We start from the raw sequence: 14,376 nt of genomic DNA, 5'->3' as shown, positions 1-14,376 counted from the left end.
CCCTCGTTGGCAGGCATCCTGTCCAGGGATGCGGCGGAGTTGTTCATCAAAGAACCTTTTCACTATGGATGCAGGCCGGCGCCGGTTTGCTCACGGCGGCAGGGCTGCGAAAAGTTCGCCCGAAAGAGCCGGGCATCAAGAAAATAAATGGAGGGGAAACACGACGACGGCGGAGGCCCCAGTATGGGCGGCCCCCGCCGTCGTTTTGTTGTTACTTACCGGTTACGTTGTAGTACAGCGGGACGCCGTCCCAGCCGTAGTCGACGTTGGTGACCTTGTCGCTCCAGCCGCCCTGGGCAACCTGGTACCACAGGGGGATGGCCGGCAGGTCCGTCAGGAGGATCTCCTGGGCCTTGTTCATGGCCTTGTTGCCGTCGCTGACCGACGCGGCGTTCAGGCCGTCAGAGATGGCCTTGTCGAACGTCGGGTTGGCGTAGTTGGCGTCGTTGGAGCCGGCACCGGTCTTGTAGATCGGGCCGAGGAAGTTGTACAGCGACGGGTAGTCTGCCTGCCAGCCGGCACGGATGGAGCCGGTGAGGGTCTTGGCGGTGGCGTCGTTGCGGGCTTCCTTGAAGGTGGCGTACGGCTTGCCTTCAACCTTGATGCCGAGCGTGTTCTTGAGCTGGTTGACTACTGCCTCAACCCAGGCCTTGTGTCCGCCCTTGTCAGCGTTGTAGGCAATGGTGAACGTCTTGTTCGCGTCCCACTTCTGGATGGCGTCAGCCTTGGCCCAGGCTTCCTTGGCCTTGTCGGCGTTGAAAGTCAGGTTCTCGGCTCCGGCGATCGAGTCGCTGTAGCCGTCAAGCACAGGTGCCGTGAAGTCCTTGGCGGGCTGGCGTGCGCCGTTGAAGATCACCTTGGTGATCTCTTCGCGGTTGATCGCCATGGAGATCGCCTGGCGGCGCAGCTTGCCGGCCTCGCCGCTCCATTCCGGCAGGTATTCCGGGATGGCGATGGTCTGGTTGCCGGCGTACGGCTTGTTGATGGTGCGGTCGCCGAGGTCAGACTTGAAGTTCTTCAGCGCGCTGGTCGGGATGGTCTGCAGGATGTCCAGGTTGTTGGACATCAGGTCCTGGTACGCCGAGTCGTCGTTCTGGTAGATCTTGAACGTCACGCCGGCGTTCTTGGCCTTGCGCGGGCCGTTGTAGTCCGGGTTCGGAACGAGCTGGATCTGCACGTTGTGCTGCCAGCCGCCGTCCGCGAGCTTGTACGGGCCGTTGCCGACCGGCTTCTCGCCGAAGCCCTTCGGGTCCTTCAGGGCACCGGAGGGAACCGGAACAAACGCGGTGTAGCCAAGGCGAAGCGGCCAGTCAGATTCCGGCTGCTTCAGTTCGACGGTGAACGTCTGGTCGTCAACGACCTTCAGGCCGGACATGGTCTCAACCGTGGAGCCCTCTGCGCTGGCTTCGTCGTAGCCCTTGATGCTTTCGAAGAAGCCACCGCTGAGCTGGGCGTTCTTGGCTGCGGCGCCGAAGTTCCAGGAATCGACGAAGGACTTGGCCGTGATGGCCTCGCCGTTCGTGAACTTCTGGTCCTTCTTGACCTTGATGGTGAAGTGCTGGCCGTCCTTGCCCTCGATGGACTCGGCGAGTTCGTTGACCGGCTTGCCGCTGGGGTCGTAGCTGACCAGACCCGCGAAGATCATGTCGATGACCTTGCCACCGCCGACTTCGTTGGTGTCGGCGGGCATGAGGGGACGCTGGGGTTCGGAGCCGTCGGCGAGGATCACTTTGCTGGTGTCGCCGCCGGTACTGCCGCTACCGGTTGCGGAGCCGCTGGCACCGCATCCGGTCAGGGCGAGGGCGGCGATAGCCACCATGCCCAGTGCTTTGGAAGTGCGCGAAAAACGCATTCCGCCTCCTATGAGTTGTGGGAGTTCGTGAGGGAAAAACTTATGCTTCCCCGTAAGCAGGCACAGGGGTATCCCCTGTGACGTGGCCTACATATGGAAGTAGCCTAGCCCTAAACCGTCCAAATGTTGGAACTCTGTTGCCAAACCGTGATCCGACAATCTCATGACGAGTAACGTCAAGCGGAGTGTATTTCAAGTCACACGCTACCGGCTGGTAGTATTCGCCCGCGGTGTGACCTGGGTTACTCGCCCTTAACTGGAATCTGCCGGTTTTGGCCCCTGTTCCAACCCCCTCCAGGAAGCCTCAGCTGGCCCCTGACAGCAGCTGCGCGCGCAGTTCGCGGCGCTCGCGCTGCTTGTCCGGATCCGGCAGCGGAACCGCCGCCAAAAGCCGCTGGGTGTAGGGCTCCTGGGGATTGCGGAGGATCTGGTCGCGGGTCCCCTGCTCCACGATCCTGCCGCGCTGCATGACACAGATCCGGTCCGCGAGCACGTCCACCACCGCGAGGTCATGGGTGACGAAGAGGCAGGCGAACCCCAGTTCCTTCTGCAGGTTCTGGAAGAGATCGAGCACCTTGGCCTGGACTGAGACGTCGAGGGCGGAGGTGGGCTCGTCGGCGACCATCAGCTTGGGCTTGAGCGAGAGGGCCCGCGCGATCCCCACGCGCTGCTTCTGGCCGCCGGAGAGCTCGTGCGGGTAGCGGTTGCGGTAGTCGCGCGGCAGCTCGACCTGGTCCAGCAGCGCCTCAATCCGCCGCTGCAGGTCGGCGCCCTTCGCGGCCCGTGCCAGGAACATCGGCTCCCCGATGCTTTCCCCGATGGGCAGCCGGGGGTTCAGGGACGACGACGGATCCTGGAACACCATGCCGACATGCCGGCGCATCTCGTGGAGCTGCCGGCCGTTCCGCTTGGCGGCGGAAATGTCCTGCCCGACTACCCGCATGGTGCCTGCCGCCACCGGCAGCAGGCCGACGGCGGCCCGGCCGATGGTGGTCTTTCCGGAGCCGGACTCGCCGACGAGACCGACCACCTGTCCGGGATAGATGACCAGGTTGGCCCCTTCCACGGCACGGAAGGCCGGCACCCGGCCCTGCTTCGGGTACTCGATGGCGACATCGGTGAGCTCCAGGACCGGCTCGCCCTTCGGCTTGGCCGCTTCGGCCGCGGCCAGGGCGGCGGCGTTTTCGCGCTCGCGCCGGATCAGCTCGTCTTCAGGAATGGAGAGGATCTCGACGTGGGTCGCGGCCGCGAGGGCGGCGGTGACGTCCACGTCCGCCGTGGAATCCGCGCCGCCCTGGCCCAGGTGTGGGACCGCAGCCAGCAGCGCCTTGGTGTACTCGTGCTGCGGGTTGTGGAAGATCTGCGCTGCCGTGCCCGTCTCCACGATCAGGCCCTTGCGCATGACGGCGATCCGGTCGGCGAGGTCGGCCACCACTCCCATGTCGTGGGTGATGAGCACAATGGCGCTGTCCAGTTTGTTCCGCAGGTTGCGCATGAGGTCAAGGATTTCGGCCTGGACGGTCACGTCGAGGGCCGTGGTCGGCTCATCGGCAATGAGCAGCTTCGGGTCGCAGGAGAGCGACTGCGCGATCATGGCGCGCTGGCGCTGGCCGCCGGAAAGCTGGTGCGGGTAAGACCGGAAGGCCTTCTCCGGATCGGGCAGTTCGACAAGTTCCAGCATGCGCAGGGCCCGGAGCCGGGCTTCTTCCGGGGAAACTTCATTGTGCAGACGCACAGTTTCGACGATCTGCGACCCCACGGTGTACACCGGGTTCAGGGCCGTCATCGGCTCCTGGAAGATCACCGCGACGTCCTTGCCGCGTACCGCGCGGATATTGGCCTCATTGCTCCCCAGCAGCTCACGGCCGGCAAGCTTGACACTTCCTGTCACACGGCTGTTACTCGGCAGCAGGCCCAGCAGCGCCATCGAACTGGCGCTCTTTCCGGAGCCGGACTCCCCCACGATGGCGAGCACTTCGCCGGCCCGGACCTCGTAGTTCAGGCCGATCGCTGCCGGGACCCATTTCTTGTCCACGCCGAAATCCACGCTGAGATCCCGGACCTCCAGGACAGGTTCGCCTTTGCCAGGCACAGGTGACGCCGGCGGATCGAGGGTGATGAAGTCAGTCATGATGGGCTACCTTCCGCCCGGGCCGCCGGTGCACTGGGGATTAGTGCTGCGGCTCGGAATACTGAATTATTGGGGGCATGAGCTCTACGCCGCACGCCGGAAATGTTGAAGTCTTCAAAGCACGAACCAACAAGTGGTTCGCGTTGCTGTCCTGGGCGGTGGCCGCGTTCGGTGTCGTGGTCACGGTCGTCACGGCGGGTCCGGGGGCGCTGGGCGGCATCGCCCCGCTGGCCTTCATTGCCTTCATGGGCTGGCAACTGTTCTGGATGCCGTCCGTTGTAGTCCACGATGCCGGCGTCACCCTGGAGAATCCGTTCCGCTCGATTGAGGTGCCGTGGGCAGCGCTGGTGCACGTCGATACCCGTTTTGCGCTGACGCTGGTCACCGCCCGGAAGAGCTACACCTCCTGGGCCGCGCCGGCCCCCGGCATCTGGGGCGGCCGCCATGCCCGCCCGGAGGACCTCCACGGCCTGCCGGCAACCACCTACGGTCCCGGCAAGTCGGTCCGTCCGGGAGATCTGAAGACCACGGATTCCGGCCAGGCTGCCATGCTGGTGCGGGCCCGGTGGCATGACCTCGTGGAAGGCGGGCAGCTCGCCGCCGGCGACGCCGCCAGCACCGCGGCAACGGTGACCGTCCGCTGGGTGGCGATTGGCGCCGTCGTACTTCTCCTGGCGGCAAGCTACCTGGCGATTACCGCCGGTTAGAGCGGTCCTGCACGGGGCCGGCATCTACTGGCCCCGTGTTCCGTCAGCCGGCCCGTCGTTGCGGGGATCCTCAGGCGCCGAGGCGCCAAGTCCGGTGACGGTACCTGCCTGCACCGCGGCACCCCCATGATCGGCCGCCTTCTTGGCATTGAACTTCTTCTGCCGTGGGTCAAAGGCGTCCCTCAGGCCGTCGCCGATGAAGTTGATGCTGAGGCAAATGAGCACGATGAACATGCCCGGGAACCAGAAGAGCCAGGGCCGTGTGGCGAAGGCCTGCTGGTTCTGGGAGATGAGCAGGCCCAGCGACGTGTCCGGGGCCTTGACGCCGACGCCGAGGTAGCTCAGCGCCGTTTCGGTGAGGATCGCGGCGGACATGGTCAGGGTCACGTTCACGATCAGCACGCCGACGGCGTTGGGCAGGATGTGCTTGAAGATGATCCTGGCGTTGCTGGCGCCGGAAATCCGGGCCGCATCCACGAACTCACGTTCGCGCAGGGACAGGAATTCGCCGCGCATCAGTCGGGCCAAGGCGACCCAGCTGATCAGGCCCAGGAAGATTCCGAGGGCCAGGACGCCGTTGGTGCTGGCGAAGGAGGCGAACCAGCTCCCCTGGTCCCGGCGGCCGGCGAGGGCGGCCATGACGGCGGCCAGCAACAGGGCCGGAATGATGATGATGACGTCGGTCAGGCGCATCAGGATGGCCTCGGACCAGCCGCGGAAGTACCCGGAGATGGCACCGACCACGACGCCGATCAGGCCGGCGATGAGGCCGATCACGATCATGATGGTGATGGACTGCTGCGCGCCGCGCATGGTCATGGCGAAGAGGTCGCGGCCGATCCGGTCCTGGCCGAACGGATGTTCGCCCCAGGCCAGCGGCCACAGCGAGGAGGTCGGTGCGCCGCCGTTGACCAGTGGCGAGACTTGCGTGTGGGAGTACTTCCACCAGCCGGGGATTCCCAGGTAACCCACCGAGGTGAAGGCCAGGATGAAAATGAAGGCGAACACCACGAGGCCGATAATGGCGCCGGAGTGTCCGAGGAAACGCTTCCGGACGATCTGGCCCTGGCTGAGACCTTTGGCCTCAAGGACCGGCTCAACGCCGGCCGCGGCTGATATCCGCGAGGCTTCGTCTTCGGCCATGATTACTTCCTGCTGACTTGGTTGGCTCATGCTTTTACCCTTACGCGCGGATCCAGTGCGGAGTAGGCGAGGTCCGCGATGAGGTTGAAGACCATGGCCGTGATGGCCACGCAGATGAAGACGCCCATGACCGGGTTGGGATCGGTGTGCGCGATCCCGTCCAGGAACAGGAAGCCCATGCCGCGGACCGAGAAGACGGTTTCGGTGATGACGGCACCGCCGATCAGCGCCCCAATGTCGAAGGCCACGATCGTGGCGATCGGGATCAGGGCGTTGCGGAAGGCGTGGCGCATGATGACGGTCCGCTCGCTCAGGCCTTTGGCCCGGGCCGTGCGGATGTAGTCCATGTTCATGATTTCGAGCATCGAGGCCCGGGTGAAGCGGGTGTAGCTGGCCAGTGAAATGAGGATCAGGGCCAGGGTGGGCAGGATCAGGTGGGTGAAGGAGTCAAGGCTCAGGACCCAGAAGTCGCCCTGGATGTTCGGCGTGCTGGCACCGATGGTGGCGATCGGCCGGCCGCGCACACGGCTGTTGTTGAAGTAGCTGGGCCACGCCTGCATGTACCGGTCCAGCAGGATCAGGAAGCCGACCAGGAACGAGGTGATGGCTGCCGCCCGCATGGACTGCCCGCGGTCGTAGCCGCCCACCAGGTAGCCGATGCCCATGCCGATCAGGACGAAGGCGACCGCCAGGAGCACGATCATCAGGAACGTAGCCTCGTTGAGCAGCGGCTGAAGGAGGAAGTAGAGCACGACTCCGACGCCGACGGCGATGAGGGCCGACTGCAGGGCCTTGCGGTTTTTCAGCCCGGCGGAGAGCAGGGTCACGGCGAACGCGATGCCGACACCGGCGATGGCGATGACCACGGGGCCCATGCCCGGGGTCTTGAACCATTCGGTGGCGGAGAAGTAAATGAGCACCGCGGTGACGAAGGCGAAGGCGACGGCGCCGGCCAGCAGCCGGCGCCGCATGGTCCCGCCCGCCGCGACGGCTGTCACTGCGCCGACGACGACGCCGATCCCGAGGGCCGCGGGCAGCGGCACGTCGGGGTTCCGCAGGAAGTCGTTGAAGCCGATGGCGCCGAATTCCTTGAGCAGGACGGCGACCCAGAAGATCGGCAGTGAGAAGAACAGGAAGGCCATGAACGTCACGCCGTAATCCAGGGTGCTGTACTGCCGCAGGGCGGTGACGATGCCCAGGGTGATGCCGATCAGGATGGCGAGCACCGTTGCCGCGGTGACGAGGGTCAGGGTCTGGACGAGCGCGAAGCCGAGGGCCTCGGTGATGGGCTGACCGGCGATGTTTTTCCCGAGGTCACAGGAGTTGGCGAACGGAACGAGGCACTGGACAGCGCCGCCGAACCATTTGAAGTACCGCAGCGGGGCCGGGGTGTCCAGCTGCAAGAGCTCGGTCCTCGCGTCCATGAGCTGCTGCTTCTGGGGCGTGGGGTTGGCGCGGAATTCCTCGAGGGGATCGCCGGACGCCGCTGTCAGGAGATATACGAGGTAAGACGCACCGAGAAGGATGAGGGCGGCAGTCACGAGCCGCCGGAAGATGTAGGTCACCATTGGAATAGAACCTCGGAATTCGGGCCCAGGGATTGCCCGGACCGGTCGCGGAGTTTGGCCGGTTCCCGCCGATGTGGCGGCGGGACCACGGCATCGTCAGGGATGTCGCCAGAAAGGCGCCGGGACCGAAGAAGCTGTGGTCCCGACGCCTTTCCAGCAGTGTTACTTGGGGTCGCGGGTTACTTCTGCGCCCATTCCCAGAAGTTCCACCAAACGCCGGTCTGGTTCGGCATGTACTTCACACCGGTGATGCGGTCGCTGTACGCGTCCACGCCAACCGACTGGAACAGCGGCAGGCCGTAGGCCGAATCCCAGATCATCTTGTCGATCTGCGCAACGAGGCCGTCCTGCTTGCTCTTGTCGGTGGTGACAATCAGTTCGTCCATCAGCTTGTCGGCTGCGGGGTCGCTGAACTGGTTGAAGTTGGAGTCGTTGCCGGACTTGAAGATCTGCGGAACGCCGGACACGCCGACACCCGAGTTGCTCCAGCCAAAGATGGTGGCATCGTAGCTGCCGTCACCGAGGGCCTTGCCCCAGTCAGACTTGCCGAGGCCGCCGTCGACGATCTTGAAGCCGGCCTTGGTGGCGGACTCGCTGATCAGGGAGAAAGCATCAACACGGTTGGGGTTGTCCTTGTTGTACATGATGCGAACTTCGGGGGTGGCGCCGTTGAGGAGCTTCTTGGCACCCTCGATGTCCACACCCTGGTAGGCGGAGGAACCATTGTTCTTGGCCGAGTCGGCGTACGGGGCCTGGTCCGGAACGAACAGCTGGGAGTCAAGCGGTGCAGCCTTCGGGTCCAGCTTCTTGACGATCTTGTCGACGATGTCCGTACGCGGGACGGCCTTCATGAACGCCTCGCGGACGTTCTTGTCGGCAAACGGGCCCGAGTAGTTCAGGTCGATGTGGTCGTACGCGAGCTGGTTGCCGACGTCGACCGTCACGCCCTGGCTTTCGAGTGCCTTGAGCTGCTCCACGGTGTCCGCGGATGCCTGCGGGGCGATGATGTCGGCCTCGCCGTTCTTGAGAGCCTGGACCTGGGCGGGTGCCTCACCGATGTAGCGGACGGTGATTTCGTCCAGATTGGCTTCCGGTCCCCACTTGTAGTCCTTGTTCTTGACCATGGTCAGGGACTGGTCCTGGTTGACGCTCTTGACGATGAACGGACCGTTGGAGAGGTAAAGGCTCGGATCGGCCGGCAGGGTCTTGGTGTCAAAGCCGGTGTTCCACAGGTCCGCCATAGCCTTGAGCTGGGCGTTCGCCGGCTTGGGGGCCTTGGAATCGCCGCGGGGCATGCCCTTCAGCAGGTCAATGAACGCCTTGGTGTCCGCCAGGCCTGCCTTCTTGGCCAGGACGTGGGCGGGGATGTCGACGCCGGGGCCGCCGATGGCGATTTCCCAGTCCGCGAAGGGCTTGGAGTACTTCAGCGTCATGCTGCGGCCGTCGTCACCGAGTTCCGGGAAGTCGGTGAGGGCGATACCGGTGGGGTCACCGGCGTAGGAGAAGTAGGACGTTCCGGTCTTACCTTCCGCGTCGGCGTCGTTGTAGTAACCGGAGAAGGCGGCCCACTGCAGCACAAGGTCGGCTGCGGTAACAGGAGTGCCGTCGGACCACTTCACGCCGTCGTTGATGGTGTACTTCACCGTCAGCGGATCGTCAGAGACCTTTTCCATCTTGCCGAACTTCTCATTGCGGACAACGTTGAGCTTGTTGTCGATGTAGAAGAAGCCCGAGTGCGTGGCGTAGCTGACCTTTGAATTGATGTCAGTGTTTCCATCGGCCGTGTTCGGGTTGAACGTATTAAACGCGTTGACCTCTACTACAGTTGCCGATCCGCCTTGCTTGCTTGCTGCCGCCGCAGTGGTCGGGGTTGTCCCGCCGCTGTTGCCCGCGCAGGCGCTGAGGGCGATGGCAGCTGCTGCCGCCACGCCCACTGCTTTGGAAATACGACCCAAGCGCATTCCGCCTCCTTGTTTCTGTGGTGTGGGTGAGACCGGCGCCGAAGGCGCCAGACAGACGTCCACACTCCCCCAGCGGCAGTGTGGCCCGTCTCACATGGCATGAAGCGTAACCCCAAAGACCGTCCGGAGCCACCAAAGTTGACTCACCGTAAAGTTCGTTATGGAGCTGCAACATTGGGCAGGTTCCACAGGGCCAGCTTTCCCACAAAACGTTGACGGCGGCGTAACAAAAAGATAAAAGCGCCGCACACAGGAAAAACCCCGATCCGAGAATCGGGGCTCCTCCAGTTAATCCTTAATTACTTGGCAGAATTACCGCGCTGCCGGGCGGCGGAGAGCCTCCGTCTCATCACGGCTGACCATCGCGACAGGTCGTTGGCGTGAACTGGGACGGCGGCGGCTCGTGTCCTCACGTTCCTCAGCTGCCATCAGCCGGCTTCGAGGACGAAGAAGATGAAGGACAGGAACGCTGTCTTCTCGCCGGTGAGGATGCGCGGCGGAAGGAGTTCGTGCGGTGTGTTTGGAGATGGCCCTGGTTCGCTCACGGTGGCGACGCGGTATCCCGCCGATGTGAAGGCGTTGATCATCGCGTGAAGTGGTCGGTGCCAGAAGGTCAGAACCGCAGGCTCGCCATCGAACTCGTAATCCTCCGAGTACCGCCGGATGGCGAAGTAGTCCTCGGCTGGTTGGGTGATCACGCTGACCGTGGGGTGGTTGACCGACAGGATCAGGCGACCGCCCGGCTTCAGCACGCGCCGCAGTTCGCCAAGCGGCGCTGACCAGTCCTCCAGGTAGTGCAGAACCAAAGACGAGACAACGTCGTCGAAGGAGCCATCCGCGAAAGGCAGCGGCTTGCTGAGGTCGGCCAAGTATAGATCCGCGGTTCCTCCAAGTCGCTGTCTTGCCAGTTCGAGCATCGCAGGACTGGAATCGAATCCGGTCATGATCGCGCCCTTCGCGCTCAGTGCCGCGGACAGGGGCCCGGAGCCGCACCCTGCATCCAGGACCCGGTGGCCGTCGACGTCGCCGGCGAGGCCAATCATCGCCGGCCGCTCGTAGTAGGCGTTGAGGAGGCTGGACTCGTTTTCCGCCGAGTAGCTCTCGGCAAAACTGTCATAATGGTCGGCTTTCACGGATCCTCGCTCTCGCGTAAACGCTCATGGTCAGTACGGTCGGCCCGATCCTAACAACCTGACCGTAAAGCCCGTAAGCATCGCCCGTTGATAACAGATTCGGTTTCGTGTGTTGGATCAACGCGGTTGGCCTGCTCTGGTGGTCGAAATGATTACCGTGAGCCAGAACGCCTGCGTCGATAGTTTATTGTCGGCAGGTGCAGCAAGACTGAGACCGTGAATATTGTCCTGATACCGCCTCTGCTCTGCTCTCCGCTCGCTTACGCCCCGGTGATCGATACCGTCTGGACGCGCGGGCAAGTCACTTTGGCCGACACCCGGCACGACGACACCATTGCGGCCATGGCCGAACGGATCCTCCGCGAGAACGTCGGCGACATTGCTGTTCTCGGAACAAGCATGGGAGGGTACGTCGCCCTCGAAGTCATCCGCCAGGCGCCCGATCGCGTCACCGCTCTCGCACTCGTAAGCACGTCCGCCCGAGCCGACTCCGCGGAGCAGCTCCAAGCGCGGGCGCGCCAGTCCGCGCTCGTTGAAGGCGGGCATTTCGACGCTCTTGTCGACGCCGCCTTCCCTGGCGTCGTCGCGGCAGACAACGAATCCGACGATGCACTCCTAGCCACTTGGCGCTCCATGACCAGCCCAGTCGGTGCAGAAGCCTTCCTCCGACAGCAGCAGGCAGTCGTGCAGCGCGCCGATCTTCGCTCGATTCTGCCGTCCATCGCCTGCCCGACAGCGATCATCCACGGAGCCCAGGACCGCCTCATCCCTCTGAACGCTGCGGAAGAAATGGCAGAAGCGCTGCCCACGGCCCGGTTCACCGTCGTCGAGGGTGCCGGCCACTTCCTGTTCCACGAGCAGCCCGCCGCCGCACGGGACGCCGTTAGCTCCTGGCTTGAGTCCGCCACATAGCCAACTGTCCGTGAAGCCCTCACCCGCTCGCAAAAGCGATAGCCGCCAAGAACACATGTTCTTAGCGGCTATCGCTTTTGGCCTCAGGGAGATCAGAAACCAGACGTTGAAGCGGAACTCCACGACGTTCCGCAGTCGAACAACGTCACGGGTGGCCGTTCGTGCTTCTCAGGAGGTCGAGGATGGCGGCTTCCTTGGACGGGGCCTGGATGGGTCGGGCCACCACCAGCGATGTCGCGATCGGCGCTCAGCCCTGCGTTGGGCCGCGTCCAGATAGTCCTCGCGCGCCGCATCAAAGACCTCGTGAGGAAGACTCAGCGTTGCACGGCTCAACTGGCGTCCTACCAGCAGATCGCTGATTGCCCCCGGGATCTCCCGCATCCCCCGAGCACCTTTCACGGACCGCCTGAGCTGCACGCCCTGCTCCGTGAGCCGCATCCCCCAGGATGAGTCGACCTCAGCAAGGCTGGAACCGACCAGGACCGCTATTGCCGTCTCTACCCGTTCCCGGGAAGGGACGTCGGCCTGCAGCATGTCCCACCCCGGCAGCAGCGCACGGAGCGACGAGGAGCGCCTCCCATCATGCAGCAGGGTCACGAGCGTTGCAGCGTCATCCATGTCTATGCGGTCCACGCCGTTCAGGCTAGCGCACTCCGAGCCGCCACCGCCTCGGGAACAATCACCGTCTCGGAAGAACGTTAAGTTCCCCAACACTTCGGCCGAGGATTCCCGGGAGGTAGCGGAGCTGACTCAGACGTTAAAGCGGAACTCCACCACGTTCCGTCACCAGACAACCCGTTGTAGAACAGGGGGTACGCTGACGAACATACTGGTCGACCATCACGAGATCCGGATTTCGACGGCTACTGCGACCCCATGGTCCGCCGGCTGCTTGAGGACTAATGTTCCCTAGCGTCGCAGCGAGCGGCCAATCTGGCTGATAGCGGCATCATAGGCCACATCCCAGATCCAGCCAGCAGCCGGTGCACCGGTCAGCTCCAGTGACACCAGCCCGTGGACTTGGCCCCACACGACGGCGACCATCGAGGCGATCTCGTCATCCGCTGCTCCGGGCAGCGCTGCGGCAACCGCGGCGAACAGCGGCGCGATCGACGGCTCAGTGGCACCCGGCGTCGGCCGACACGGCACCTGGCCGGCCAGTGAGCCGCCGAACATCAGGCCGTAGAGGATCGGATGCTCCAGTGCCCAAGTTCGGTAAGCCCGGCCCAATGCTTCGAGGCCGGCAGCGGCGACCTCTTGTTGGGAGGCAGCAAAGGAAGCGAAGCCATCGTCGAGCACGGCAGTCAACAGCTCCGCCTTGCCCCCGAAGAGCGAATACACCGCCGTCGTCGACGTCCCAGCGGTAGCGGCAATACTGCGCAGCGATAAGGAGGCGGCGCCGTCGCGGGCGATGAGGGAGGCTGCGGTGTCGAGCAGCGTGCGACGCAGGGTCTCATCGTGGACTATGGGTCTTGCCATAGGACAAGTATTGCATAACACTGTTCTGTAACAGCGTTATGAATAGGAGAGGCCCATGTCGGAGCAAGTGCACGCAGGACGTTTCACTGCCGATCCCGGAGGCGGCCCGGTGACAATCTTCCTGATTGGGATGCGCGCCAACCGGTGGTGGAAATTCGGGAAAGTGGCAAGGGTGGGGGCGGCCATGCCCAGGATGCTTGCCCACCTGGCCAAGACGCCGGAGGCTGGATTGTTGGGCTACCAGCAATGGTTCGGGCGGACGACCATCATGGTCAGCTACTGGAGGAGCCCGGAGCATCTGCAGCGGTTCGCGGCCGACCGGTCGGCGCCGCACCTTGAGCCCTGGCGCCGATTCATGCGCGAATCCGCCGGTACTGGCGACATCGGCGTATGGCACGAAACCTACGAGACGATGCCCGGTGGCAGGGAAAGCGTGTATAGCGATATGCCGGTCTTCGGGCTGGCAGCCGCTACCGGTCACGTACCAGTGGGAGCGGGACTGAACACCGCACGCCAGCGCTTGGAGGCAGACGAGGTAAGTTGGCGTCTGTCCGAATGAGCCGTCTAGATTGCAGTTTCTCACTGTGCAAGGTCCCCGGCCAATAGTGAAGGCAGAGCCTGTGGATTGGAGTCATCGCCGCGATTCTCCGCCACGGACGGCGACCCGGCACACTTCCGGTGAACCCGGCGCAGCAAGCCTCACCACCGTGCGAACGGGCCGCAGCACTCCCGAAACAAATCCAAAGTTCCTACGAGGAGAAGAAACTAAATGCCGACGTTCAACGGCCCCGAAACAGGACCCGCTGTCGCCCATTTCGAAACACCGCGCCTTCATGCCCGCCCATTCCATCCGGCAGATGCAGAAGCCTTTGCCGCCTATCGCGCCCAGCCCCAGGTCGAGCGGTACCAAAGCTGGAGCAATTACACCCTTGAACAAGGTCGCACCCTCATCAACTCGATGCAAAACATCCAGCCCGGCATACCGGGAGAGTGGTACCAGTTCGCCCTCGAAAGACGTGCCGACGGCATTCTCATCGGCGATGTTGCATTAAAGGTGAACGACACTGAAAAGAGCGAGGCGGAATTGGGATTTACGCTAGCGCCCGAGCACCAGGGGCACGGGTATGGCCGTGAGGCGGTTCTGGGGCTCCTCGGCTACGCCTTCGAGCAGTTGCATCTCCACCGCATACTAGCTGTCACCGACGCGCTCAACGATTCTGCGGCCCGGCTTCTTGAGAGGGTGGGAATGCGGAGGGAAGCCCACTTCCACGAAAACGTCTTTTTCAAAGGTACGTGGGGAAGCGAGTTCGTCTTCGGAATACTGGACCGGGAGTGGACTGCAGGTCCACGGAGCGTACCGGATCTGCCTCCGACGGAATCGGGCCATAAGGAAACGACCGGGATGGCCCCCTCCCCGGTCGGCATCAAGGGGTTAGCTGTGAAATGACTCGTGAGCGCTGGTAAGGGAAAGACCCGCATCGCCTCGCGTT

11 protein-coding genes are annotated in these 14,376 nt (G+C 63.7%); 4 read left to right on the top strand and 7 right to left on the bottom strand.

The features are described 5' to 3' along the window. Positions 1-211: 211 nt before the first annotated feature. Both AC1DFR_RS15145 and AC1DFR_RS15140 read right to left on the bottom strand, forming a co-directional pair. On the bottom strand, positions 212-1,852 hold the full coding sequence (locus AC1DFR_RS15145) for a peptide ABC transporter substrate-binding protein (RefSeq protein ID WP_476850340.1): 1,641 nt from the start codon (positions 1,850-1,852) through the stop codon (positions 212-214). Between the two features lie 304 nt (positions 1,853-2,156). Further along, positions 2,157-3,983 (bottom strand): ABC transporter ATP-binding protein, encoded by a 1,827-nt coding sequence (locus AC1DFR_RS15140; protein ID WP_230007107.1) that lies wholly within the window; start codon positions 3,981-3,983, stop codon positions 2,157-2,159. A gap of 77 nt (positions 3,984-4,060) precedes the next feature. On the opposite strand from AC1DFR_RS15140, the gene AC1DFR_RS15135 reads away from it, so the two are divergent. Beyond that, positions 4,061-4,690, top strand: coding sequence for a PH domain-containing protein (locus AC1DFR_RS15135; protein WP_476873780.1), 630 nt, complete (start codon positions 4,061-4,063; stop codon positions 4,688-4,690). A 24-nt stretch (positions 4,691-4,714) separates the two neighbouring features. Here the strand turns inward: AC1DFR_RS15135 and AC1DFR_RS15130 are convergent, their stop codons facing one another. From AC1DFR_RS15130 to AC1DFR_RS15115, 4 genes are all read right to left on the bottom strand, one after another. Beyond that, on the bottom strand, positions 4,715-5,833 hold the full coding sequence (locus tag AC1DFR_RS15130) for an ABC transporter permease (RefSeq protein ID WP_476850371.1): 1,119 nt from the start codon (positions 5,831-5,833) through the stop codon (positions 4,715-4,717). Between the two features lie 26 nt (positions 5,834-5,859). After that, complete coding sequence (locus AC1DFR_RS15125; RefSeq protein ID WP_476850338.1) at positions 5,860-7,401, bottom strand: ABC transporter permease; 1,542 nt, start codon at positions 7,399-7,401, stop codon at positions 5,860-5,862. A gap of 179 nt (positions 7,402-7,580) precedes the next feature. After that, positions 7,581-9,362, bottom strand: coding sequence for an ABC transporter family substrate-binding protein (locus AC1DFR_RS15120; protein ID WP_223913883.1), 1,782 nt, complete (start codon positions 9,360-9,362; stop codon positions 7,581-7,583). A gap of 428 nt (positions 9,363-9,790) precedes the next feature. Beyond that, a complete protein-coding gene (locus AC1DFR_RS15115; RefSeq protein WP_476873779.1) occupies positions 9,791-10,495 on the bottom strand; it encodes a class I SAM-dependent methyltransferase in 705 nt (234 codons plus the stop codon). 216 nt (positions 10,496-10,711) lie between these two features. On the opposite strand from AC1DFR_RS15115, the gene AC1DFR_RS15110 reads away from it, so the two are divergent. Continuing rightward, positions 10,712-11,407 (top strand): alpha/beta fold hydrolase, encoded by a 696-nt coding sequence (locus tag AC1DFR_RS15110; protein ID WP_476850335.1) that lies wholly within the window; start codon positions 10,712-10,714, stop codon positions 11,405-11,407. A gap of 909 nt (positions 11,408-12,316) precedes the next feature. Here the strand turns inward: AC1DFR_RS15110 and AC1DFR_RS15105 are convergent. Beyond that, positions 12,317-12,886 carry a TetR/AcrR family transcriptional regulator gene (locus AC1DFR_RS15105; protein WP_476873778.1) on the bottom strand — a complete coding sequence of 190 codons (570 nt, stop codon included), beginning with the start codon at positions 12,884-12,886 and terminating at the stop codon, positions 12,317-12,319. Between the two features lie 55 nt (positions 12,887-12,941). Between AC1DFR_RS15105 and AC1DFR_RS15100 the strand changes: the two genes are divergently transcribed. Next, positions 12,942-13,445 (top strand): DUF4188 domain-containing protein, encoded by a 504-nt coding sequence (locus tag AC1DFR_RS15100; RefSeq protein ID WP_230009803.1) that lies wholly within the window; start codon positions 12,942-12,944, stop codon positions 13,443-13,445. 210 nt (positions 13,446-13,655) lie between these two features. After that, the gene (locus AC1DFR_RS15095; protein WP_476850332.1) at positions 13,656-14,333 is read left to right on the top strand and encodes a GNAT family N-acetyltransferase; all 678 of its coding nucleotides are present in this window, start codon (positions 13,656-13,658) and stop codon (positions 14,331-14,333) included. Positions 14,334-14,376 lie beyond the last annotated feature (43 nt).

The organism is Arthrobacter sp. 05T410, from assembly GCF_056396505.1.
The sequence above is the reverse complement of the archived record's forward strand: the minus strand, read 5'-3'. Positions and strand labels throughout refer to the sequence as shown.

Excerpts from the sequence above, each read along its gene's own strand:
- AC1DFR_RS15145 (WP_476850340.1), bottom strand. The coding sequence starts at position 1,852 with ATGCGTTTTTCGCGCACTTCCAAAGCACTGGGCATGGTGGCTATCGCC.
- AC1DFR_RS15140 (WP_230007107.1), bottom strand. The coding sequence starts at position 3,983 with ATGACTGACTTCATCACCCTCGATCCGCCGGCGTCACCTGTGCCTGGC.
- AC1DFR_RS15135 (WP_476873780.1), top strand. The coding sequence starts at position 4,061 with ATGAGCTCTACGCCGCACGCCGGAAATGTTGAAGTCTTCAAAGCACGA.
- AC1DFR_RS15130 (WP_476850371.1), bottom strand. The coding sequence starts at position 5,833 with ATGGCCGAAGACGAAGCCTCGCGGATATCAGCCGCGGCCGGCGTTGAG.
- AC1DFR_RS15125 (WP_476850338.1), bottom strand. The coding sequence starts at position 7,401 with ATGGTGACCTACATCTTCCGGCGGCTCGTGACTGCCGCCCTCATCCTT.
- AC1DFR_RS15120 (WP_223913883.1), bottom strand. The coding sequence starts at position 9,362 with ATGCGCTTGGGTCGTATTTCCAAAGCAGTGGGCGTGGCGGCAGCAGCT.
- AC1DFR_RS15105 (WP_476873778.1), bottom strand. The coding sequence starts at position 12,886 with ATGGCAAGACCCATAGTCCACGATGAGACCCTGCGTCGCACGCTGCTC.
- AC1DFR_RS15100 (WP_230009803.1), top strand. The coding sequence starts at position 12,942 with ATGTCGGAGCAAGTGCACGCAGGACGTTTCACTGCCGATCCCGGAGGC.
- AC1DFR_RS15095 (WP_476850332.1), top strand. The coding sequence starts at position 13,656 with ATGCCGACGTTCAACGGCCCCGAAACAGGACCCGCTGTCGCCCATTTC.